General features: G+C 61.4%; 17 protein-coding genes and 1 other RNA gene. 11 read left to right on the forward strand and 7 right to left on the reverse strand.

The window, feature by feature from the left end:
- Positions 1-338: 338 nt before the first annotated feature.
- Positions 339-1,040: a hypothetical protein gene (locus WCO56_11125; protein MEI7730116.1), complete on the forward strand. Its 702-nt coding sequence runs from the start codon at positions 339-341 to the stop codon at positions 1,038-1,040.
- Between the two features lie 162 nt (positions 1,041-1,202).
- Here WCO56_11125 and hflX read toward each other — a convergent pair whose 3' ends face one another.
- The 7 genes from hflX to WCO56_11160 form a co-directional block, all read right to left on the reverse strand.
- Positions 1,203-2,531 (reverse strand): GTPase HflX, encoded by a 1,329-nt coding sequence (hflX, locus tag WCO56_11130; GenBank protein ID MEI7730117.1) that lies wholly within the window; start codon positions 2,529-2,531, stop codon positions 1,203-1,205.
- Between the two features lie 36 nt (positions 2,532-2,567).
- The gene (locus WCO56_11135; GenBank protein MEI7730118.1) at positions 2,568-3,017 is read right to left on the reverse strand and encodes a DUF5069 domain-containing protein; all 450 of its coding nucleotides are present in this window, start codon (positions 3,015-3,017) and stop codon (positions 2,568-2,570) included.
- A gap of 81 nt (positions 3,018-3,098) precedes the next feature.
- The gene (locus tag WCO56_11140; GenBank protein ID MEI7730119.1) at positions 3,099-6,197 is read right to left on the reverse strand and encodes a hypothetical protein; all 3,099 of its coding nucleotides are present in this window, start codon (positions 6,195-6,197) and stop codon (positions 3,099-3,101) included.
- A 15-nt stretch (positions 6,198-6,212) separates the two neighbouring features.
- Positions 6,213-8,429 carry a hypothetical protein gene (locus WCO56_11145; protein MEI7730120.1) on the reverse strand — a complete coding sequence of 739 codons (2,217 nt, stop codon included), beginning with the start codon at positions 8,427-8,429 and terminating at the stop codon, positions 6,213-6,215.
- 3 nt (positions 8,430-8,432) lie between these two features.
- Positions 8,433-10,400, reverse strand: coding sequence for a BatA domain-containing protein (locus tag WCO56_11150; protein MEI7730121.1), 1,968 nt, complete (start codon positions 10,398-10,400; stop codon positions 8,433-8,435).
- A 3-nt stretch (positions 10,401-10,403) separates the two neighbouring features.
- Complete coding sequence (locus WCO56_11155) at positions 10,404-11,309, reverse strand: DUF58 domain-containing protein (GenBank protein ID MEI7730122.1); 906 nt, start codon at positions 11,307-11,309, stop codon at positions 10,404-10,406.
- Positions 11,310-11,318: 9 nt separating this feature from the next.
- Positions 11,319-12,287 (reverse strand): MoxR family ATPase, encoded by a 969-nt coding sequence (locus tag WCO56_11160; GenBank protein ID MEI7730123.1) that lies wholly within the window; start codon positions 12,285-12,287, stop codon positions 11,319-11,321.
- 253 nt (positions 12,288-12,540) lie between these two features.
- Between WCO56_11160 and WCO56_11165 the strand changes: the two genes are divergently transcribed.
- The 10 genes from WCO56_11165 (at position 12,541) to WCO56_11210 (ending at position 22,950) form a co-directional block, all read left to right on the forward strand.
- The gene (locus tag WCO56_11165) at positions 12,541-14,640 is read left to right on the forward strand and encodes a beta-galactosidase (protein ID MEI7730124.1); all 2,100 of its coding nucleotides are present in this window, start codon (positions 12,541-12,543) and stop codon (positions 14,638-14,640) included.
- A 21-nt stretch (positions 14,641-14,661) separates the two neighbouring features.
- Entirely contained in the window at positions 14,662-16,011 is a 1,350-nt protein-coding gene (locus WCO56_11170) for a Gfo/Idh/MocA family oxidoreductase (GenBank protein MEI7730125.1), read from the forward strand.
- Positions 16,012-16,203: 192 nt separating this feature from the next.
- Positions 16,204-16,833: a hypothetical protein gene (locus WCO56_11175; protein MEI7730126.1), complete on the forward strand. Its 630-nt coding sequence runs from the start codon at positions 16,204-16,206 to the stop codon at positions 16,831-16,833.
- 22 nt (positions 16,834-16,855) lie between these two features.
- A complete protein-coding gene (locus WCO56_11180) occupies positions 16,856-17,125 on the forward strand; it encodes a hypothetical protein (protein ID MEI7730127.1) in 270 nt (89 codons plus the stop codon).
- Positions 17,100-17,681: a hypothetical protein gene (locus WCO56_11185; GenBank protein MEI7730128.1), complete on the forward strand. Its 582-nt coding sequence runs from the start codon at positions 17,100-17,102 to the stop codon at positions 17,679-17,681. The genes WCO56_11180 and WCO56_11185 overlap by 26 nt, the downstream gene beginning before the upstream one ends.
- A gap of 445 nt (positions 17,682-18,126) precedes the next feature.
- Entirely contained in the window at positions 18,127-19,404 is a 1,278-nt protein-coding gene (locus WCO56_11190) for an IS110 family transposase (GenBank protein ID MEI7730129.1), read from the forward strand.
- Positions 19,405-20,022: 618 nt separating this feature from the next.
- Positions 20,023-20,184, forward strand: coding sequence for a hypothetical protein (locus WCO56_11195; protein MEI7730130.1), 162 nt, complete (start codon positions 20,023-20,025; stop codon positions 20,182-20,184).
- Positions 20,181-21,440, forward strand: a complete 1,260-nt coding sequence (locus tag WCO56_11200; protein ID MEI7730131.1) for a GDSL-type esterase/lipase family protein — start codon at positions 20,181-20,183, stop codon at positions 21,438-21,440. The genes WCO56_11195 and WCO56_11200 overlap by 4 nt, the downstream gene beginning before the upstream one ends.
- Positions 21,441-21,907: 467 nt before the next feature.
- Positions 21,908-22,305: RNase P RNA component class A (rnpB, locus tag WCO56_11205), an RNA gene on the forward strand.
- Positions 22,306-22,326: 21 nt separating this feature from the next.
- The gene (locus WCO56_11210) at positions 22,327-22,950 is read left to right on the forward strand and encodes an alpha/beta hydrolase (protein MEI7730132.1); all 624 of its coding nucleotides are present in this window, start codon (positions 22,327-22,329) and stop codon (positions 22,948-22,950) included.
- Positions 22,951-23,122 lie beyond the last annotated feature (172 nt).

The following is a 23,122-nucleotide window of genomic DNA, read 5'->3' on the forward strand; positions in this document are numbered from 1 at the left end:
AAACAGGGCGGAACCCTCGGGAAGTGCGGCGGAACTCCCGAGATGTGCGGCAGTTCTCGCAGGAAATAGGGCGGAACCCCGCCGCTCCAGCCCGGAATCCCGGCCCGCCAAGGCAAAAATTTCACATTTTGGGGCGCAACACCGCAGTTTTGCCCCCCAACCGCGCACTTCCGACCGGGAACGGCGCGGTTTACCCCCATTTCAGCCCGCATAAACCTATGAGTAACCCATGGCTGCCACGGTTCGACGACGGTGTGGTCCGATTAGACGCGGGCTGGAGGTTCCCCACCGCCGAAGAAATCCAGGCCGCCGCAATGCAGAAGTTCGAAAGCGGACCTATGAAAAAACAAAAATGGTATCCAACGCGGGCCGGCGACCAAGTGCTTTGGCTCGATAACTTCGGGCCCAAATACGCCATCCGTGGCCCCCAGGTCGGCATGCTCCAGGCAAACGTGGACGCCACGGTGGCCGGGGTGCGCTACCTTTCCCATGCCATCTCGGCATGGCTGCCCGCCGTCCGCGCCTTTGGCCATTCCGGCACCGAGACGCTGGATTTGCTGGCCAACGGCAGCGGCCCCTCCGCGCTGGTGCTGCCGGTCTTCACCCCGCCCGCGCTGCCCAATGGAGTGGTGCCGGTGCCGCCCGGCGTGCTGGTGCGCCTGTTTGCGGAAGTGGCCGAGTTCAAGACCAAGCCCGGCTACACGGAAGCCATCGGCAAGGACCTCGGGATCGTGGCCGCGGAAGACACCTCGGTGCATGCCGCGCCGACCATTCACTTGGAGACGCAGGCCGGTCAAACCTGCCAATTGGTCAAAGTGGTTTTCGTCAAGTACGGCCACATGGGCGTCTATATCGAGAGTCGCCGGAACAACGGCGCTTGGGAATTCCTGGCCATTGACACGCATTCGCCGTACCTCGACGAGCGTCCGCTGCTGGTCGCGAGCGCGGCGGAGACCCGCGAATACCGCGTGCGCTTCTGGGATAAGGGCGAGCCCACCGGCGATTGGTCGGACGTGGCCAAGATCGCGATTTCAGCCTAAAGAAAAGTATTAAGGATTAAGGATTAAGTATAAAAGCCAAGCCATGGGGCGCTGGGAACTTCCCGGCGCCCCATGTTGCATTTCAGCGGGGGCGCGGGGGATTTTTGCCGAAAGATTCAGACTCCTTACGTCGTCTGCTACGGGGAAAGGAGACGGCTTCCCCTACTCTGCTTTCTCGGGGGCGTCCGGCGCGGTGCCGGTGGCGGTCAGGTCGTTGACGATGTAGGGCTCGAATTCGGCGCGGAGATGCGGCGGGATGCGCACCTTGAAGCGGGCCTTGGGGCCGCCGTATTTAACGTCGGTGATCTGGGCGGCCTGGTGCAGAATGGAGATGGCGTGGGCGTGGCTGTGCGGGATCGCGAGTTCCAAATAAAGCCGCACGGGGCGCAGGCGGATGCCCAGTTCGGCGAGCAGGGCCGCGACGCCTTCGCCGGTCTTGGCGGAGAGGAAGACGGAGTTCGGAAAGAGTTCGCGGTAGTTCTGGCAGATGCCGCGGTCCTCGAAGCGATCAAGTTTGTTGAAGACCATCAGGATGGGCTTGTGCGCCGCGCCGATCTCGTTGAGCACTTCGTTGACGGCGAGGATTTGCTCCTTGGCCTGCGGGTGGCTGAGATCGGCGACGTGCAGCAAAAGATCGGCCTGGACGACTTCCTCGAGGGTGGCCTTGAACGCCTGCACGAGGCCGTGCGGCAGTTTGCGGATGAAGCCGACGGTATCGGAGAGGAGGACGTTCTGATTGGTGGGCAAATGGAGCCGCCGCGTGGTGGGGTCGAGCGTGGCGAAGAGTTTATCCTCCGCCAGCACGCTCGCGCCCGTCAGAGTATTGAGCAGGGTGGATTTGCCGGCGTTGGTGTAGCCCACAATGGAGGCGAGCGGCCAGAGATTACGCTGGCGGCCATTCCGCTGCGTGGCGCGCTTGTTGCGGACGTGGTCCAACTCCTCCCGGATGGTGTCAATGCGTTCCTGGGTGCGGCGGCGGTCGGATTCAAGCTGCGACTCGCCCTCGCCCGCGCGCATGCCGATGCCCCCAGCCTGGCGGGAGAGGTGGCTCCAGAAGCGGGTGAGGCGCGGGAGAAGATACTCCAACTGCGCCAGCTCAACCTGGAGCTTGCCCTCGCGGGTGCGGGCGCGCTGGCCGAAGATCTCCAGGATCAGCGCGGTGCGGTCGAGGATTTTGCAGCCGAAGATCTGCTCCAGGTTGCGGCCCTGGGAGGAGCTGAGTTCATCGTCGAAGATGATTGTGTCCACGTTGTTCTCCTCGCAAAACTTGGCGAATTCCTCCGCCTTGCCGCGCCCGATGTAAGTGCCGCTGGTGGGCGTCTCCATTTTCTGCGCCCCCTGCCCCACGACGACCGCGCCCGCCGTGACGGCCAGCTCGGCGAGTTCAGCGAGGGAATCCTTGACCTCCAGCCCGGTGCGCGCCTTGAGTTCAGCCCCGATGAGGAAGACGCGGCGCGTGCGCTTCGTGGCGATGTCAATGAGTGCTTTCAAAGGCGCGGGATATTTTTAGGGCGGCGGGTCGCCGGCTCAGGCGCGACCGCCAAAGGAGACGTAATCGTCCAGGTCCAGGAGTTCAAACCAGGAACTCAGGTCCTCGCGCTTGGGGGCGAGCTTCTGATGGCATTCCTGGTAGAACTCGCGCATCTCGACGGCCATGGGACCGCGGCGTTCCTGGCTGGCAGACCAGCCCTCGATAGCCGCAAGGTTGGGTTTGGCGGTGGAATTAGCGATGATCCAGGCCAGCACGTCGCCATCGCCCGCGCCGGTGGCGACCTGCGCCTTGAGGGCGTCGGCGTCAATCCCGGCAAAGGTGAGGAACTGCTGATCCAGCGGGCAGTTGTAATGGTACTCGCCGATCTTGCCGCCCAGCAGGGCGCGGCATTTGTCCAGCATACGCGGGAGGATGACGAATCCGCCGAGCTTGACGCGCGCGCTGCGGGGGGCTTGCTTGGTGAGGTCCACTTTGAGGAGTTTCATAGTAGTATTATTGGGTTACACGGTTCAGACGGGCGCCGGAACGGGGCCGGGAAAAACGGGAGGCGGATGGGCGGGGCTGGCTCAATTGACTTTTTCCACCGCATTGAAGTAGTTCTGGAGCGCCTCGCGGTACTCGGAAGGCAGCACGCGGCCGGAGCCGCCCGCGCTGCCCTTATCCACCTTGCGCGCGCCGCCGGTCTTGCCGCGGACGTCGCCGGTGTAAGGCGTGTTGGGCCGCTCGGAGCCGTAATTACCGGTGTTGCCGCCGGGCGATTGGGCGTTGGGATCCTTGCCCTCGCCCATCTGCGGCTTGCCTTGTCCCATGGCGAGCATTTGCATGAAAGCCATCATCCCCTGCTGCTGGCCCTGGCCCTTACCTTGCTTGGAATCCGGCATCATCTGCTTGATGGCTTCGTCAAGCAGGTTCATGGCGTCGCTCTGCGCGTTGTAGGCGGGGTCATCGGTGCGGGGGCGCTTGAGATGTGAGGCGGCGTCATCCATGGCCTCGTTGGCGTCGTTCATACGCTCGCGGGGCTTGTCGAAAAGACGGTCTTTCTTGAGGCGCTTCAGTTCCTTGCTGGCCCCCTGCTGACGGTCGGCGAGCTTGGCGGTGTCCTGCGCGTAATTTTCCTTGCCCTTGCGGAGCTGCTCCATGAGGCGGGTTTGTTCACGCAGGGTTTCCTGCGTCTCGCGGATGCGCAGGAGGGCGAGCATCTTCTCCAAATCCTCCTCGGACATCTTCTTATCCCCGCCGCCGCCACCGCCGCCGCCGTCATCGTCCTTCTTCTCGCCGTCGAGCTTCTCGGCCCATTGGAAAAACTTCCCGGCGAGCTGCTTGCTCTGGGCCATGGCCTGGGAACCGATGTTCTCCTTGATCAGATCGCCGACTTGCGCGACGCCCTCGATGGCCTTGACTTCCTCCATGTCCTTGTGGACTTCGCCATGCCGCTCGATGCCGGTGCGCTGAAAGAAGCGCTGGATTTCATCCTGCACGCGCTTGACCTGTTTGCTGGTCTTTTCCTGGTCTCCGGAGAGGCGGTCGAAATTCTTGCGGACGACGGGCGGCAGTTGGTCCTTGGTGAGGCCGATGGTTTCGGGGAGGGACTTCTGGAGTTCATCGCCGGTTTCCTTCTCAACCTGGCCGAGGGCGCGGAGACGGTCGGCGAGGCTCTTGGCCTGCATCTTGTCCATGGTCGTGGCCATCTTCTTGAGCAGATCCTGCATGTTCTGGAGCGCCTCCTGCTCCTGCTGGAGTCCCTCGTCGGTCTTTTCCTTGCGCTCCTGCGGGCTCTGCTTGGCCTGGGCGTTCTTGAGGGATTGGCTGGCGGGCTGCATCTTCTGGCGGGCGATGTCCTGCATCTTCTCGACGTTCTCGGTCCAGTCCTTGACGATGTCGGTGGGGATGGATTTGTTGCGGAGGGCCTCCTTGGTGTTCTTCAGGGTGTCCTGCGCGAGGCGCTCGAGCTGCTGCGCGTAATCCTGCTGCTCATTGGCCTGCTCGCCGAGCTGCTTGGCGGTCTCCTCGTTGGCGAGCTGCTCGGGCTTGAGGTCCTTGACCTGCTTGGTGTCCCCGGCCAGGTTCTCCTGCCGTCGCGTCAGTTCCTCGAGGGCGGCGCGAAGCTTCTCGAATTCCTCCTGCACCATCTTGGCGTGCTCCTCTTTGCTCATGACGAAGATGCGGTGCATGATGGATTCCGAAGGCTGGCGGTCGGGCAGATAATCCAGGGCGGTGGCGCGCAGACCCACGAGCGTGCCGGGCGGCAACTGGAGCACGAGCGGCGAGAAGTCGTATTTGCCGTCCAGCTTCTTCATCTGGTAGCCGCCGGCCTTGACCTCGAACACGCGGGTGGCGACTTCGTCAGGCTTCGCGGGCAGCGCGATGTCCAGCCGCACGCCGATATTCTTGACGCCGTAGTCGTCCTGGCTGGTCACGCGAATGGCGAGGACCTCATCCTCGAGAACGGCGACCGCGCGGGCAAGGTCGGGGAATTCCACTTGCGGCGGATTATCGCGCTGGGCGGCGAGCGTGAGCAGCGCCGGGGCCTTGACCTCCAGCCCCAGTTCGTCGCGCCACGTCAGGCGCAGCTTGACATCCCCCGAGAGCGTGAAGGCGGGCGTGGTGAACTCATCGCCCTTGACGGGCAGCGGCACCAGCTTGTCGCCCACCATGGCGGCACTGGCGAGACGGCGGGTGGCGTTGGCAGTGAGCGTGAGCTTGCTACCCTCGACGGCGGTGTAACGGCCATTCTTCACCTCGCCGTCCAGATCCGGGTAATGCAGGTAGGGCGGCACCTGCACATGGGCGGTGAGCTTGCGCAAGGCGGGGCGATAGGTGGGCTCGACCTGGACCGTGCGCTGATCATCCCCCACGCTCAGGCGCAATTTCCCCGGCTGCGTCTGCGGCGGGATCTTGAAGATCACCTTGTCGCCCGTAACGGGGAAGGTGATCGGCACCTGGCGGTCGTACTGGAAGGCGGCTTCCTTGGGGCGGATTTTCGAGCGAACGATGAGCCCGCATTCGACTTCGAACGGTTCGCCATGCGCGACGATGAGCTTCTCCGGCAGCGCGGAAAGGGTCACAAAGGTGTAGCGCGGCGTGGCGCTGACGGGCCAGATCCAGCGAGCGAAGGCGTTGGCGCCGGCATCCGGCACCAGCACGCAGGGCGTGAGAATCAGGAGCAGCAGCACCACCGCAATCAGGGAATATATCTTGGGCTTGCGCGTCGCGACGGCGAGGCGGAAGTCGAACTTCAGCGCCTCGGAGGAAACTTGCGCAATAGCGGCGCGGCACAGGCCGGCGGAGACATTCGCAGGACGCGTGGATTCATTGGCCAGCTCGACAATGCCGAGCAGGCGGTCGCCGAGGCGGCGGTGACTCTTCTGGACGATGTTCGCCAAGGCGCGGGTATCGCGCTTGCTAAGGACCCAGAGCTTCACCCAGCTATAGGTGAAATAAACCACGAGGGCGAGGCCGAGCGCGGTGATGGCCAGGCGCAGCCAGATCGGCGTATCCCAGAAGCGGTCGGAGATGAACTGCAGCGCATAGGAGACCACGAGGCCGCTGATGGAGCCGGCCACGGCGATAATGGTGTCCACCCGCCAGAGCCGACGCTCGAGCACGGCGAATTGCCCGCGCAACTCCGGCGGTAACTGCACCAAATGTTCTGCCTGCGAATGCATATCTTTCCGAACGCTCTAAATCATACCGAACAACTTGCGCCCCGTCCAATAGATACCGAACAATAATATGAGCAGACCGGCCCACCAGGGACTGGCCCAGAGCTTGATCCGCTGCTCGAGCGGCTTCAGCTCCGGCAGGGCGTTGATCTGCTTCACAATGGCGTCCAAGTCCTGGACGGTGCCGGTCTTGGCGCGCGTCAGGTCGGCAATCTCGCGCAGCACCGAGGCGTTGACGGGCTGCCCGAGCTTCTCGCGCTGGACGCGCGCGACCAGGATTTCCGCCTCAAAGCTCTTCGCCATCTTATCGCTGGAAATGGTGATCTTATATTTGCCGCTTTCGCGCGCCAGGAAGCCGCCCTTGAAGACGCCCCAGCCGCCGGAAGCCATCGCGAGTTCCTGCCGCTCCGTCTGGCCGGTGGGGGAAACCAGCACGGCGTTGGCGGTGCCGCGCTCAATCGGGAAACCGCCCGCATCGAACAGCGTGGCGTTCAGATAGACGTTGTCGCCGACGCGCGGGTTCTCCGGCGTGAAGACCAGGCGCACATTCTGCCCCGCCGCAAGGTGGCGCTTGTGCGACATCCAGCGCACGACCTGCCCCCAGAAGCGGTAATGATATTTATCCTCGACGCCGCGCCGCCATCGCCACGCCGCGTCGGTGCCCATGAAGAGGGTTTCCCCGCTGCCGTACGGGCGGGTGACCAGCAGCGGCAGGCGGCCGCTGTTATTGCGCAGCGCGGAATGCACCGCGAGCACCTCGGACCCGGCACGGCTCTTCAAGACGCCCGCGCACCAGTAGAAGCCCGGCAGATTCTTCCACACGCCTTCGTTCTGCTGCTCGTCGTTGGCCAGCATGGTGAGGAAATGCCCGCGCCCGACGCTGGTGAGCAGCAGCGAGGACTCGGTGGGCAGCCCGATGCCCTGCGGCTTGGCCGGGTCATAGACCACCGGCAGCAAATCGGCGAGCACGCTGTTGGTGAGCGTGAGCTGGCGGCCCCGCGCGCCGGGCAGGAAGACCAGTCCGCTGCCCTGCTGTTCCACCAGGCCCTTGAGCAGCGCCACCTGCGTCTCGGTGAGTTCCTTGTCGCCAAGGCCGACGTCGCCAAGGAAGACCACGTCGTATTTGGAGAGAACTTCCTTGGTCTCCGGGAACGCCTTCAAATAGTTCGTGCCGCCGCCCATGGGCTGGCCGGGATGATAGAGCAGGCAATTCACCTCGACGCCGGGATCGCGCTCCAGGGCGTTGCGCAGATAGCGGTATTCCCAGCGCGGCAGGCTGTCAATGACGAGCACGCTGAGCTTCTCGGAGCGGATGGCGATGCGGAATTTCTGCTCATTGTTGTCCTCGAGGCTTTCCCCTTCGGCCACCGGGAAGCTCATGCGCAGATTATAATCGCCCAGCGCTTTGGGCAGCCACACCATGGTGTCCTGGATGAGCGTGTACGCGGGGATCACAACTTCCTTGCGCGCCTCCTCGCCGTCCGTGCTTTGCAGGGTGACGACCGTCTTCACCTCGCGCGGCAGATAGCTCTGGATCTTGAACGGAATGGAGACCTGCTCGCCCAGCAGACCGTACGCGGGCGCGGAAACCTGTTGCAGAATCAGGTCGGGCAGCGGCGTCTCGCTGCCGACGGCGACGGAATAAACCGGAATCTCGCGCATACGGTAGCGCGTGGCGGCGCTGACGGGCGAAGCGCCCAGATTCCAATCGCCATCCGTGAGCATCAGGACCGCCTTGAGCCGGCGATGCCGCTGCAGCGAGGCGTCGAGCGCCTCATTGAGATCGGTGCCGACTTCCCGAATCGCCGCGCCGGCCGCCGTCTCGCCCGGGGGCGTGGCCATATCCTCCACGGAAACCTTGGCGTTCTTCTCCAGCACCTTCCAGAACTTGTTGGTGCGCTGCTTTTCCAGCCACTGCTCGCGCCGCACGATGGTGTGGTCGCCCAGGGTCAGATCGCGCGTCGTCATCGAGGCGGATTTATCCATCAGGATGGCGATTTCCGGCGGGTCCTTTTCCTCGATGATCTTGACGAACTCCGGCTTGAGCAGCGTGAAGCCGACCAGGAGCAGAATCAGCAGGCGGAAACCTTCCAGCAGACCGACGGCGCGCAGATTGCCCCGGCGACGCCAGTTCAGGAAGCTCAGCCAGCCCGCGCCGAGCCACAGGAGCACGCCCAGCGCGACGATGCCGAGCGGCGCGTTCAACTCCAGGTGGGTGGCGGCAACGATGAACATGCGTTAATCCTCCCCCTTGGCGTTGGCGCCTGCCAGCTTGGGCGGAAGCACCAGGATGGATTCGACCAGCAGGAACCCGAGCATCAGGAAAAGCAGGGTCCGCCACAGTTCCGATTGCAGCCGGGTTTCCCCCTGCTTGCCTTCGGAAAACAATTGCACCTTCACGGAGCCGAGCAGCGCGCGCGCCTTGGAGGGCTCGACGGTCTCCGGGTCATTCTCCGCGAGCGGACGGTTGACGGCCACCAGGCGCGTCTGGGATCGGTACACGCCGGCTTGCACGCGGATATCCTTGACGCCTTCCAGCGAAGTCCAAGCCTCCGCGCCGTCACCGGCCCCCGTCTCGCCGCACTCCACCAGGCTGGCCTGCGTGAAGCGCCTTCCGCCGCTCTGCACCAGGCGCTGCACCAGCGGTACCAGCACCACGCCATCGCGCAGGTCGGACCATTCGCCCTGCGGCGAAGTCGCGCAGAACAGAATCTGGCCGCGCCCGACCACCCGCCGGGTCAGGAACGCGCTGCCATCTTCAAACGTGGCCACGATGCCCTTCTCGCCGCCGATGGTTTGGCGGCGCGTCACCAGCAATTCGCCGAGCGGCAGGCTCAGGCCTTCCTCGGTTTTAACGAGCGGGCCTTCCTTCTCTTCCCAACGGGCCACTTTCCAATTCTTGTCGGCCTCGGCATTTTCCACCGGCCCCCAGAGGACGGAATCAAACCGGCCCTGGCCGGACGGCGGGAAGACCAGCACGCTGCCGCCCGCCTTGGCGTAATCCATGAGCTTGGCCGCCACGCTCTCGGACGGGCTGGGGCCCGCCCAAAGCACGGCGGCATACGGGTTCCAATTCACGCTCTCCGCTTTATCAGGCGCGAGCACATCCGCGACGCGGTTGGTGTCGGAAGGAATCGGCGCGGCCGCGAGCGCCAGGATACGCCCCACGGCGTCCTCGCTGGCCACCACGGCCGAGCGCACCGCCACGGGCGGGCCATAGACAAAATAAGCGGTGTTGTCGCGCGGGTTGTCATCCGCCGGGATTTCCACCTTGCCCCAACCGGTCGCCTGGGCGTTTTCGAGCAAAATCTTGTGGCGATAGCGGAAGCTCTGCCCCTGGAGTTGCAGTTCGGTCTGCGAGCGATTTCCGTCCACCGAGAACACGAGCGGCAGCGTGACGGGCGCGGGGTTATTGCGCTCAATATCCAGGACCACCTCGACTTCCGGCGGCTGGGAACGGTAGCGGCGATTGACCTCCAGCACGGAGATGCTCGCGCTTTCGCCCGTCGGCGGTTGGTCCAGCGCCAGCAGGCGCACCCGCACGCTCTGCGGAAACGCCGCCAGTTGCGCGCTGAGCGCCGTCCACCGCTCGCTCTCGGGCCGCCAGTTACTACGTTGCAGATCGGAGGCGATCCAGATTTCCACGTTGCCGGGCTTGTTGCGCTGCAGCCAATCGAGAACGACCTGAAGCGTCGCCGGCAAATCCGCTGCGGTATCCGTGGCCGCCGCCAAGGATAATTGCGGCAGGGATAACGAGTCCCCGATTTCCTGCGGCGTGCGCAGGGCGGAATCAAACAGCACCAGGCGGCTGGTATCCTGGAACGTCTTGGCGGCCTGCCCCAGCAGGCGCAAGGCGTCTTCCCGCTTGGAGATTTGTCCGTTCGCCAGACGGGCCTCCATGCTGGTGGAGCGGTCCAGCACCAGCAGAATGGCGTCCGGCGCCGGGCGCAGCGCCCAACCCACCCAACCGCCGGCCAGTGGCCGCGCGACGGCCAGAATCAGCACCAGCAGGGCCAGGACCCGGAACAGCAGAATGAGCCATTGCCGCAGCTTGGCGAACCGCGTCGATTTGCGGGTCATGGAAAGCAGGAACATCATCGCGCCCCAATCCACGGAGCGATGGCGCAGCCGGTTGAACAGGTGAATGATCACCGGCAGCAGCGCCAGGGGAATGCCCCACAGGATGAAAGGTTCGAGAAACGTCATGCGCTATTTGGCCTTCATGGCGCGGCCTTTCAGGAACTCCCGCAGCACCGCCTCGTAACTTTGATCCGTCACCACCGACATGAGCTCGACCGCGAAGCGATTGCAGCCCTCGCGCAGCGCCGTCATGTGCTGCTTGAGCTGCTGCTGGTATTGCGCGCGGATGATCGCCGGCTCCGCCAGGAGAGTGGCCGGGGATTCCAGATCCACGAACCGCGTCGGGCGATCGAACGGGAAATCAATCTCCATCGGGTCCATCAGATGGAACAGCGCCACGTCGTGTTTTTCAAACCGCAGATGCTGGAGGCAGTCCAGCAGCGGCTCCACCGGGCAAAAGAAATCCGAAAAGACAACCACCAGGGCGCGCTGGCGGATCTTCTCTGAAAAATCGTGCAGCGCCGACACCAGCGCGGTCTCGCCGCCGACCGGCACCGTTTCGACCATGTCGAAAATGGTTTGCAGATGCGTCGGGTTGCGCTTGGGCGGCACATCCTGGACCACCTCTTTGCCCACGCACATCAGCCCGGCGGCGTCGCCTTGCTGGATCAGCATGTAGGCGAGGCTGCAAATCAGGCGGCGGGCGTAATCAATCTTGGCGTCGCCCGCGCTCTTGAAGCGCATGGAGTTGCTGCAATCCAGCACGAGGTAACAGCGCAGATTGGTGTCCGCCTCGTATTCCTTCATGTAGAAGCGGTCGGTGCGGGCATAGACGCGCCAATCGAGCCGGCGGATGTCATCCCCCGGCACATACTTGCGGTATTCGGCAAACTCCACGCTGGAGCCGCGATGCGGGCTCTTGTGCAGCCCCGCCACGGTGCCCACCATGGGCAGACGCGTCCCCAGCGGCTGTTGCATCAGCCGGGCCACGACCTTCGGGTCCAGGAAGCGTCTTTCCTTGTTAGTCGCCTGCACGGGATTCGCTTACTTCTTGCCGCCTTGCGCGCATTCCGCCCAGAGCCGCGTGATGATTTCCTCGCTGGTCACGCCTTCGGACTGCGCCTGGAAATTGGTCAGGATACGGTGCATGAGCACGGGCTGCGCCACCGCTTCCACGTCTTCGAGACGCACCAGGTAACTGCCATTCAGCACGGCGTGCGCCTTGGCGCCCTTGATCAAATACTGCACCGCGCGCGGGCCGGCCCCCCAGGTGACCCAGCGGGTAATCCAGTCCGGCGTCTTTTCGCCTTTGGGGCGGGACATCCGCACCAGGTCCACCACGAAATCATACACATGATCCGGCACCGGCACGCGCTGCACGAGTTCCTGGTACTCCATCACCTTGGCGCCATCAATCAGCTTGCGCAGTTTGGCGGGCGGTGCGCTGGTGGTTTCCCGCGCGATGCGGCGCTCTTCCTCGATGCTGGGGTACTTCACATTGATGAAGAACATGAAGCGGTCCAACTGCGCTTCCGGCAGGGGATACGTGCCTTCCTGCTCAATCGGGTTCTGCGTGGCCAGCACGAAGAACGGCAGCGGCAGCGGGAAGTTCTTGCCGACGGCGGTGACTTTGAATTCCTGCATGGCCTCCAGCAAGGCGGACTGCGTCTTGGGCGGCGTGCGATTGATTTCGTCCGCCAGTACAATGTTGGCGAACACGGGGCCCTTCACGAACTCGAAGGCGCGCCGACCGGGCTGGTCGGTCTCCTGCAAAATATCGGTGCCGGTGATATCGGACGGCATCAGGTCGGGCGTAAACTGAATGCGGCTGAAATCCAGCGACATCACATTGGCCAGGGAATGCACCATCAGCGTCTTCGCCAATCCGGGCACGCCCATCAATAGACCATGTCCGCGCGACAGGACGCAGATTAATAGTTTCTCGATCACTTCATCCTGGCCGATGATGACCCGGGCGATCTCCTGGCGCAGTTCGCCATAGAGCTTGCGCATCTCGTCCACCGCCGCGACATCGCGATCGGAAAATACCTGGCCCGCCTCCCCGTTTTTCAGGGATGCATCGGCTACCGTTCTGGCATTGTTTTCACTCATAAAGGCTTTCTAGCTAAAAAGTTGGGTCACACTATCTTGTGGCAGACGGTGTGGCAAGTTGAAAGCTCCCCGTTTTTTGGAAAAATCAAGCGCCAGAACGAGGGCGCATCAATAACTGTTGAAAGGTTTGGCATTCCATACTATCAATGCTCACATGTTAAGCAATTCAACGACCATCACATGGCGGCAGACCGCTGTCGCAATCTTTGTTGCTGTCTCCAGCCTGGCTACGGCCGCCCCGGTGGAGAAGGCGACCACGCTCTTTGACTTCACCACCAAGACCGATGTCTCCGGCATCAGCACCACCGACGCCACCGTCGCCTGGAAAGCGGGCCAGGGCCTGGTCGTCCAAACCGGGCAGAAGAACAGTTGGCCCGGCATCACCCTCAAGGCGCCGAATGGCAAATGGGACCTCTCCGCCTGCCAAGCCGTGTCGGTGGAGCTGAAAAATACCGGCACCGAGAAGGTGACCATCTCCTGCCGCGTAGATAATCAGGGGGCGGATGGCAACAAGAACTGCATCACCACCGGCCTCGCGCTGGAGCCGGGTGCCAGCGGCACCCTGCGCGCCAGCCTGAACAGCACTCCGTGGCGGCTTTCCGAAAACATCAAGATCATCGGCATGCGCGGCGCGCCGGGCCGCAGCGACAAGCTGGACCCTGCCGCCGTGACGCAACTGCTGCTCTTCATCGGCAAGCCCACCGCGAAGCATTCCTTTGAAGTGACGCGCATCAGCGGCACCGGCTCCTTGACCACCCTGGACATCAAGACCTTCTTCCCGTTCATTGATGAGTTCGGTCAATTCAAGCATATTGATTGGCCGGGCAAAACACATTCCCTGGAGGACATGGCCGCCAAACGCCAAGCGGAAGTCAAAGAGTTGGCCGCCCAGCCCGGCCCGAAGGATCGCGATCAATACGGTGGCTGGACCGCCGGGCCAACGCTCAAGGCCACCGGCTTTTTCCGCGTGGAGAAGCACCAGGGCAAATGGTGGCTCGTGGACCCGGAGGGCCGCCTCTTCTGGTCGCACGGCGTGGATTGCGTGCGCCTGGAGGCCAGCACGCCGATCTCGGATCGCGAGAATTATTACCAGAACCTCCCCGCCGAAGGCTCGCCGTTCGCGAAGTTCTATGGCACCGGCAATTTTGCCGCGCACGATTATTATGAGAAAATCCCCAAGTACCGTACCTACGACTTTTCCAAGGCCAACCTGCTGCGCAAGTACGGCGAGACCTATCCCGACCAGTTCGCGGACATGACCCACCGGCGCCTGCGAAGCTGGGGCATGAACACGATCGCCAACTGGTCCGACAGCAAGGTCTATAACCAGCGCCGCACGCCGTACACCGCCACCATTGGTTTCGGCTCCAAATCCATCCAGGGTTCCTCGGGCTATTGGCGCAAGTTCTTCGATGTCTTTGACACCTCCTTCCGCGACAACGCCCGCAAAGCGATGGAGAAGGAAAAAGACACTTCCGCCAACGACCCGTGGTGCATCGGGTATTACGTCCATAACGAGGAAAGCTGGGGCTCGGAAACCTCGCTGGCCAGCGCCGCGCTGTCCTCGCCCCCGGACCAGCCCGCCAAGCTGGTGTTCGTTGAGGATTTGAAAAAGAAATACACCACCATCGCCGCGCTGAACCAGGCGTGGGGAGTTTCCCATGCCTCCTGGGACACCCTGCTGCAAAGCACCAACACCCCGAGCGTCAAGCTGGCGGGCGACGACCTCCGCGCGTTCTACCAGAAGCTCGCCGAGACCTACTTCCAGATCGTGAAGGAGGAAATCAAACGCGCCGCCCCCAACCACCTCTACCTCGGCTGCCGCTTTGCCTGGGTCAACGACATCGCCGCACGCGCCGCGACGAAGCATTGCGACGTCATCAGCTACAACCGGTACGAGTACAGCGTGGAGAAGCATCACCTGCCGGACAGCATTGACCTGCCCATGATCATCGGTGAATTCCATTTCGGCGCGCTCGATCGCGGCATGTTCCACACCGGCCTCAAGCGCACCGAGAACCAGAATGACCGCGCCCTCAAGTACAAGGAATATGTCCAGGGCGCGCTGCGCAACCCGTACTTCGTCGGCACCCACTGGTTCCAGTACAAAGACCAGGCCACCACCGGTCGCAGCGACGGCGAGAATTACCAGATCGGCTTCCTCGACATCTGCGATAACCCGTATCCCGAAACCATCCAGGCCAGCCGCGAAGTCGGCTACGGCATGTACGAGTACCGCCTGAAAAACAACTAAAACTGAATCCATAACAACTCTATGAACACCACCTGCAATCGCCGCCATTTCCTCCGCGCCTCCGGCCTGCTCGCCGCCGCGGGGACCATCCAATTCCTGCCCGGCCACGTGCTGGGCCTCAACGGCGCCACCGCGCCCAACGCGAAACTCAACCTCGCCGGCATCGGCGTCGGCGGTCAGGGCGGCAGCGACATTGCCCAGTTGGCCTCCGAAAACATTGTCGCCCTCTGCGATGTGGACTGGGATCGCGCGGCGGGGACCTTCAAGAAAAACCCCAACGCCAAAAAGTACAAAGACTACCGCAAGCTGCTCGACGAACAGAAAGACATTGACGCCGTGGTCGTCGCCACGCCGGACCACATGCACGCGTTCGCCACCACGGCCGCCTTGCAACTCGGCAAACACGTCTATTGCGAGAAACCCCTCACCCACGACGTCTGGGAAGCCCGGCAAGTCGCCGAGCTGGCCCGCGCCAAGAAAGTCGCCACCCAAATGGGCAACCAGGGCCAGGCCTCCGAAGAAACCCGGCGCCTGTGCGAATTCATCTGGGATGGCGCCATCGGCCCGGCGCGCGAGGCGCACATCTGGACCGATCGCCCCGCCAAGGGCCTCTTCAAGGAATACTGGCCGCAAGGCATTGACAAACCCGCCGACACCCCGCCCCCGCCCGCCAACCTCGATTGGGATCTCTGGATCGGCAGCGCCCCCATGCGCCCCTACAACCCCGCCTATATGCCGTTCAAATGGCGCGGCTGGTGGGATTTCGGCACCGGCGCCCTCGGCGACATCGGCTGCCACGCCATGGACCCCGTTTTCCGCGCCCTGAAACTCAAAGTCCCGCTCAGCGTCCAGGCCTCCTCCAGCCGCGTCAACACCGAGGCCTATCCCGCCGCCTCCATGGTCACCTACGAATACCCGGCCCGGGGCGAATACCCGGCGCTCAAACTCATCTGGTACGATGGCGGCCTGCGTCCCCCGCGCCCGCACGGCTTGCCGGAAGGCGAATTCATGGGCGACAACGGCCGCATGATCATCGGCGACAAAGGCTTCATCCTGGGCAACAAACTCTTCCCCCTCGAACGCCGCGCCGAATACCCCGAACCGGCCAAGACCATCCCGCGCTCCCCCGGCCATCACCTGGAATGGATCAACGCCTGCAAGGGCGGGCCTGCCGCCGGCTCCAACTTCGACTGGGCCGGACCGCTGACCGAAGCCGTGCTGCTGGGCAACGTCGCCCTGCGCGTGCAACTGCGCGAAGACCTCACCCGCGCCAAGCTCCTGTGGAACTCCGAGAAACTCCAATTCACCAACCTCCCCGAAGCCAACGAATTCCTGCGGCGCAAATACCGGGACGGCTGGAGCCTGGGCTAAGCCTGCGAATGGGGAAACTTTTGCAGAAATATTGCTGGGCAGAAAAATTATGGCCAGAAGATGGAAGCTGGGAGCCACGGCTTTTTCCCATTGACCGGAGGGGCCTTTTTATGGATGGTCGGTGCTATGATAATAAACTGGCTGCAGAAAACGATGAACGAGCAGGGCGTTCAGGAATACTGTTATGCATCCATGAAACGCATCCTGTCATTCGGAGCGCTTGTGCTCGTGACCGCGAGTTGCAGCCGGGATAGTTCTCCGGTGGTGCCGAGTCTTTCTGGCCACTCGATCTTCGATACCCTTCTGTCGCGTCCAAGCGTCAGCGAACGAGTAAAGCAGGCCGAGCTCGACTTGCCAGGTGATGTTTACAAATCTGCCGGGGTGGGCACTGCTAGACCCATGCACTGGAATGATTCCCGCCAGACGCGAGAGCTCGACATTGGCCGTGAATTGCTGCGCGAGCTTCAACCTGCATTAAAGCGGATGAGTGTGAGCGATCTAATTTCAGCAATGAAGCTGTATCCCAGATTAACGCCCACTTGTCCAAGCGGGGTCGCCTATGTGCTCTATGGCGAAGGAAACAAGATGATTATTGATGAGATTGAGTCACGGCCTGTCCAGCAGTTGGCACCATTGAATTCATTGGCGAAAGATCAAAAGTACGAGGTATTCCTGAACGGGACCTATTCCGAAGACCTTGGCATCCTGTGCCAAATGATTTTGAAAAAAAAGGAGTTGTGGTGCCCGATATCTAACCCCTGCGTGCAGGCGACGCCGGATTGCGCTCTGCGCTCCGCTGTGCGGCTTTCGCCTTGTGGCTGAGTGCAGTTAAATTCTAACGATCATGATTACATATCCGGACGGAAGGATGGTGTGCATTGGCGACAAGGTTCTCATGAACCGAGGCCGCGAGTCTGGAACTATCCATGCTATTATCGACTCAACAGAGGCGATGGCAGCATGGGGCCACGAGGAGACGGGCTTGGTCATTGACGTTGCCACGAGTGGCTTGAACTTCTGGCCCGAGTGGTCTTTGAGGAGTTTTAACGACGAGATTCGATTTATTTCCAGCCCCATGGCCGGACCAGATGTTTCAGCAGCCGACAACGCATGAGCAGGAATGCCAAGGCCTTTTTCCGATTGACCGGTCGGGCGTTCCGGTGGAATGTCAGCGCCATGATAACCAACTGGCCAACGGCAACCATGAACGGGAAGGGCGTTCAAGAAGACTGGTCACCTACAAAATGAAGCGCGCCATTATCGTGGTTTTTATGCTGGGTCTTTCCGGCCTGTTTCTACTGGGCTGGGGCATGTTTGGAGATCATGCCTCGTTCCAGACCGGGCTTGACCAGTACGAGGGCTTACCTCCCAAAGCCTCGGACATCACGGTTTACCAGAACAAGAATATCAGCGGTATTTTCGTCGCAGATTTCAAGATCACTGAGCCTGATTTTCGTTCCTTCGCCGCTGAGAAGCATTGGCCTGTTCAGCCAATATCTGGTTCAACATTTGTCTTTCAAGCTAGGGCTTTCCATGAAGATCGGGCGAATGACAAGAAAGTAATCACTGATGGACTTGTTTATTCGCAGAGAGCCGCAAACGGCGGTGGTGTGACTGTAACCTACGATCGCAAGGATAGTCGTGCATACATTGACAGTAGTTCCCGATAATACGGCGAACAAAGCGGCTGCACCAAATGCCGCGATAGCGCTCTAGTTTCATTCGGCAGACCTCTTGCTCGGCGCACCCATTGCCGCAACCACCTTCGGGGTTGGCCGGGCACGGGAGACGGGGGACTCAAGGTGGAATTGGCCCCATTGCCCCTGCCAATTCGACCCTGTATAGCTGCTCCGGACTTATTCACCGGCTGGGCGGGAAACGTCCAGAGCATTCCCCAGCCCGGACGGTGAATAAGTCCGTCCGCGAAACCGATTTTATTATGCTAACTTTATTCCGGCTCCGGTACGAACATTCGACCCTGCGCGCCCGACGCGCTCAGCCCAAAGTCTCGACCGGAGCCGGAACTCGGACACGGATACGCATCCTCAGGTGCCGACGCCCGACGTCTAGCACTATACGATCTGCGACCCGTGACCAAACTCAGAAAGGCATCGTATGAACGACCTAAATATAGCTCACCTCTCCCAAGCGGAAAACCCCGAATTCGTGGCTTTCATCGGCCTCGATTGGGGTGACGAAAAACATGAGCTGGCCTTGGTGGCTGGCCAACAGCCCATGGAGTGCCGCACCCTCAGCAATACTCCGGAAACGCTGCATGCCTGGTTGGAAGAACTGGGCCAGCGGTTCCAAGGACAGCCGGTGGCGCTGGCCGTGGAAACCAGTCGTGGTCCACTGATCCATGTGTTCTGTGCCTATCCCTGGCTGACGATCTATCCCATTCACCCGGCTACCAGCGCCAAGTATCGGGCTGCATTCAAGCCCTCGGGTGCCAAAGATGACCGTCCGGATGCGATCATCCAATTGGAACTGCTGCGCCTCCATCGCGCCAAACTGCGCCCGCTCCAACCCCAGGAGGAAGCCACCCGTCAACTGGCGGGCATGGTGGAGTTACGCCGCGACGCGGTCGATCGGCGCACCCAAGTCCTCAACCAACTGACCAGCCTGTTGAAATCGTATTATCCCCAGGCCCTGTGCTTGATCGGACCGGAGTTGTCCACCAAACTAGCCCTGGATTTTCTGGACCGTTGGCCCGATCCCTTGGCGCTTAAAATAGCCCGCCCCAGCACGCTGAAAAGTTTCTATTACCAGCATGCGGTGCGTTCGGAAGCGTTGGTCGATGAACGACTGGCGGTCCATAAAAATCTGCGGCCACTGACGACGGAACTGGCCACCCTGGAGCCGGCGCGGATGCAGTTGGCGCTGTTGGTGGCCCAACTGCGGGTGTTTCAAAAACATATTGCGGGCATGGAAAAGCAAATTGACGCCCGGTTCAGTCAGCATCCCGAAGCCGAGCTGTTCCGGCATCTGCCGGGGGCTGGCCCCGCGCTCCGGCCGCGGTTGTTGGTGGCGTTTGGGGAGGACCGCACGCTGTATCCAGATCCCGCGGCGTTGCAAAAATATGTGGGGGTCGCGCCCGTCGTGGAAAAGAGCGGTAAACAGTGTTGGATTCACTGGCGCTGGCGGGCCCCCCGTTTTCTGCGCCAAACGTTCATCGAGTGGGCGGTTCACACCGTGGCGAATTCGGCGTGGGCCAAAGCTTATTATGACCACATGCTGGCCCACGGCAAACGCCGCCAAGTCATCTTGCGTGCGCTCGCCTTCAAATGGATTCGCATTCTCTGGAAATGCTGGCAGACCCGCACGCCCTATGATGAAGCACGTTACCTGGCGGCTTTAGCTCGACGCAAGAGCCCTTACGCGGTAAACAAATAATGGTGACTTTTATGCAAATTCCCTTGCGCAGCCAGGCTCAGGTGTTGGGCTGGAGTCCGGAATCCCTTTGGGATTCTTCCGATCCACCTGGGCGATTGGCTGATTTCTTTATCCCTGAGGTTGGTTTTTGTTCGGCAAGGATGGCATGACGTGTTCGGCAGCACTTCCAGAACTTCACTCCAATCTTCTTATTTTCGGCCTGATGCCCGGAACTTTCCGGGTGGAACGGGCTCCATTCCGGGTAGAACGGAGTCCATTCCGGGGGAATTAGCCTCCAATTCGGGGGAATCGGCGTCCATTCCGGGGGAATCGGCGTCCATTCCGGGGGAAATGGCTTCCGATTCGGGGGAATTTAAGCCCATTTCGGGGGAATTGGCCTCCAATTCGGGTGAAACGGAGTCCAATTCGGGTGAATTGAGGTCCGTTTCGGGTGAAACGGAGTCCGATTCAGTCGGCCTAAATATGGCGTGTCCGCAATCCTTTTATTCGAACCCGTTGAAAATAAGCGGGTTGGAAACTTTTAACCATTTTAACCAGAATTCCCCGGTGGATTCATAGAGAAAGTCAACATAGATGGCCCTCGACTAATCGCCGGGGGTTCGCAATATTGGACGTCCGATGAAGCGAGTGTGTGTGCAATGCGGTTCGAATCCCGGTTTTGCGCCCGTCTATCTGGAGGCGGCGCGTGAGCTGGGCCGCGTGCTGGGCCGCCAGCGCCTGGCCGGTTATCATCCGCCGCAGGTGGATAAGTGGATGGAGAAAAACAAGGTCACGACATGAAACGATTACGCAATATTCTCGGCCCCCTGCTCTCGGCGGTGGTGATGGCCAATGCCGCAGCCGCCGAAAAGGAGACTGCCCCTGAAACCAACGCGCTGCCCTTCAAGGTGAAGAACCCATCCATGACGGAAGGGGAGGCGCAGCCGAAGCATTGGACGGATAAATGGATCGCCTCGGGAAAAATCAGCATCCGCCGCGACGCGCAGGTGTTCAAGTCCGCCCCCGCCGCGCTGGCGGTGGAAAGCATCGGCGGCGCCGCGCAGGCGCAGGCGATGCAATTCATTGAAGCGCCCGCGGGCACCCGCTTCCGGCTGACCGCCTGGGCGCGGGCCACGGGCAAAGCCAATGCCCTCGTCGGCATTCAATCGTACACCGCCGATTGGAAAGGCATCGAGTTTAAAGCCGTGGGCAATGCCATGGCGGGACTCGATTGGCAAAGGGTCTCAGGGGAAATCACGCTGCCAGCCAAAACCGCGCGCTTCGGCATCCTGCTGATGATCCAGGGCGACGGCAAGGTCTGGCTGGATGATGTCGCGGTCGAGCCCGCCGGAGGCGCAGCCGGTGATGCGGCGGGCGCGGGCACAACGGCGGCCAAGCCCAAAGTGGTCGCCCCACCCAAACCGGCAAATGCCTGGAGTCCCGGGGAAGGCTTCTACCCGGATTACCCGCAAGCGTGGCGCCAGGTGTTGCAAGGGCAGTTGGACCGCGCCAAGCAGGGCAACGTCAACCTGTTGTTTATTGGTGATTCCCTCACGCAAGGCTGGGATAAGGCGCTTTGGAAAGAGCGCTTCGAGCCGTTGGGCGCGGTGAACTTTGGCGTCGGCGGCGATGGCACGCCCCAGGTGCTGTACCGCATCGAGCACGGCATCCTCGACGGCCTTGCCCCCAAAACCGTGGTGCTGATGATCGGCATCAACAACACCTGGCCGGGATACTCGGCGGCGGATACGGTGAAAGGCATCACGGCCTGCGTGCAGGCCATCGCACAAAAGCTTCCGCAGACCCGCATCCTGCTGCTGGGCGTGCTGCCCATCTTTGACCGGCAGGATGGCGTGCGCAACACCATCAAGGCGATCAATGCGGAGATCGCCAAATTGGCGGATGGCCAGCGCGTGCGGTTCCTGGATTTCGGGGATAAGTTCTTGAACGCGGACGGGAGCCGGATCACCGAGCTTTACCAGCCGGATCGCCTGCACCTCACGCCGAAAGCGTACCGGATTTGGGCGGATGCCCTGGCGCCGCTGCTGACGCCGTGACCGGCCGGGTCATTCTCGTTGCGAGCGGATTTTAGCTTAGATGGAAAGATGGGGCGTTCCTAACGTGCGAAACAAAGGAAGTAGCTGGCATGGGATAACCGATTGCATGAGCAATGCGGTAACATCGCTTTTGCGGATGGCAGTGTTCAGCAATTAACAATCACAAACTTAAACCGCCAACTTCAATTCAGCGGCATCGCCACGAATCGTTTCGTAATTCCGTGAGTGCGGGAGCGTAGTTTTCTGTCATCCCTTCAGGATGCGTCGGGTAATTGGGCGCGTTACCGGTGGTCAGCCCCTGTTTCCCTTACTGACTCACCGGCTACTGTATGGCATCCCTGCTGGGATGCGCGCTCCAACTCCAACGGAGTTGCGGTCTTCGGAGTTCGGATTTCCCCTGGCTCCCCTGTTTTTTTCCGGATGTTCGCTTGTTATCGCGGCGCAGTTCGAGTAGGTTAACGGCGGTTTCAGGAGGGCGGAGAATCGCTCCTGGCGCAAGCCGGGGGAGGAAAGTCCGAACTCCATAGGGCGCGATGCCGCGTAACCCGGCCTGGCTGGGATACACGCGGGCAGTTTGGCGGCGACGCCGGCTGACGGATAGTGCCACAGAGAATATACCGCCGAAATCCGGGTAACCGGGTTGGTAAGGGTGAAAAGGTGCGGTAAGAGCGCACCGCGTCACGCGCAAGCGGGACGGCATGGAAAACCCCATCGGGTGCAAGGCCAAATAGGGGACCTCGGAGCGGCCCGTTCCAAGTCTCACTTCGGTGAGACGGGTCCCGGGTACTGGCTGCTTAGACAAATGATTCTCTCCCCCGTGGCAACACGGGGCAGACAAAAATCGGCTTATAGCCTTCCTGAAACCATTATTTTAAAACCTGATATTATGTTGGATACCGAGCTTATTCCCGCGCGGGAACGCGCCTCAAAACGGCTGATGGTGGTAATGCACGGCTTGGGTGATAGCATGGATGGCTATCGCTGGTTGCCGGAGGAATTGAATTTCCCCTGGCTGAATTACCTGCTGGTCAACGCGCCCGATCCGTATTACGGCGGGTATTCCTGGTTTGATTTCCCCGGTGACGCCACCCCCGGCGTGCAGCGCAGTTACCAGTTGCTGAGCCAACTGCTGGACGTCCAGCGCGCCGCCGGTTTCCCCACGGAATCCACGTTCCTGTTTGGTTTTTCCCAGGGTTGCCTGATGGTTTGGGAAGCCGGCCTTCGGTATCCGCAGAAATTCGCGGGGCTGATTGGCATCAGCGGCGCGGTGTGGAACCACGAGCAGTTGTTGAAAGAACGTTCACCGGTCGCGGATAAACAAAAGTTTTTGATCACGCACGGCAAGTTTGATCCAGTTATCCCGTTTAATACCTCACAGAGCCAAGTCCAGCGCCTGAAGCAGGCGGGTATCAACGTGGAATGGCATGAGTTCGCCAAGGAACACACCATCGCAGGAGCGGCGGAGCTTTCTGTCATCAGACGTTTTGTGGAAAAACAGGTTATCGGGTAAGGCGCATGAACGCATCGCGTGTCAACCGATGGCGATGGCACAAAGCGGAAGCCACCCCTCGATAACACTTCAAACCTGCTCCCAAGCACCACAAAACCTCTTGGTTACTTGGCAGAACGGATGCGCAGGAAGCCGGCGGACGGGACGGTCAGGGTTGCGTTGGTCGTCCGCA

The sequence above is a fragment of the Verrucomicrobiota bacterium genome (assembly GCA_037139415.1).
Lineage (GTDB): Bacteria > Verrucomicrobiota > Verrucomicrobiia > Limisphaerales > Fontisphaeraceae > JBAXGN01.

Bases quoted from the DNA above. Each gene is read 5' to 3' on its own strand.
- WCO56_11125 (MEI7730116.1), top strand. From the start codon at position 339: ATGAAAAAACAAAAATGGTATCCAACGCGGGCCGGCGACCAAGTGCTT.
- WCO56_11135 (MEI7730118.1), bottom strand. From the start codon at position 3,017: ATGAAACTCCTCAAAGTGGACCTCACCAAGCAAGCCCCCCGCAGCGCG.
- WCO56_11140 (MEI7730119.1), bottom strand. From the start codon at position 6,197: ATGCATTCGCAGGCAGAACATTTGGTGCAGTTACCGCCGGAGTTGCGC.
- WCO56_11145 (MEI7730120.1), bottom strand. From the start codon at position 8,429: ATGTTCATCGTTGCCGCCACCCACCTGGAGTTGAACGCGCCGCTCGGC.
- WCO56_11150 (MEI7730121.1), bottom strand. From the start codon at position 10,400: ATGACGTTTCTCGAACCTTTCATCCTGTGGGGCATTCCCCTGGCGCTG.
- WCO56_11160 (MEI7730123.1), bottom strand. From the start codon at position 12,287: ATGCGCAAGCTCTATGGCGAACTGCGCCAGGAGATCGCCCGGGTCATC.
- WCO56_11165 (MEI7730124.1), top strand. From the start codon at position 12,541: ATGTTAAGCAATTCAACGACCATCACATGGCGGCAGACCGCTGTCGCA.
- WCO56_11170 (MEI7730125.1), top strand. From the start codon at position 14,662: ATGAACACCACCTGCAATCGCCGCCATTTCCTCCGCGCCTCCGGCCTG.
- WCO56_11175 (MEI7730126.1), top strand. From the start codon at position 16,204: ATGAAACGCATCCTGTCATTCGGAGCGCTTGTGCTCGTGACCGCGAGT.
- WCO56_11180 (MEI7730127.1), top strand. From the start codon at position 16,856: ATGATTACATATCCGGACGGAAGGATGGTGTGCATTGGCGACAAGGTT.
- WCO56_11185 (MEI7730128.1), top strand. From the start codon at position 17,100: ATGTTTCAGCAGCCGACAACGCATGAGCAGGAATGCCAAGGCCTTTTT.
- WCO56_11190 (MEI7730129.1), top strand. From the start codon at position 18,127: ATGAACGACCTAAATATAGCTCACCTCTCCCAAGCGGAAAACCCCGAA.
- WCO56_11195 (MEI7730130.1), top strand. From the start codon at position 20,023: ATGAAGCGAGTGTGTGTGCAATGCGGTTCGAATCCCGGTTTTGCGCCC.
- WCO56_11200 (MEI7730131.1), top strand. From the start codon at position 20,181: ATGAAACGATTACGCAATATTCTCGGCCCCCTGCTCTCGGCGGTGGTG.
- WCO56_11210 (MEI7730132.1), top strand. From the start codon at position 22,327: ATGTTGGATACCGAGCTTATTCCCGCGCGGGAACGCGCCTCAAAACGG.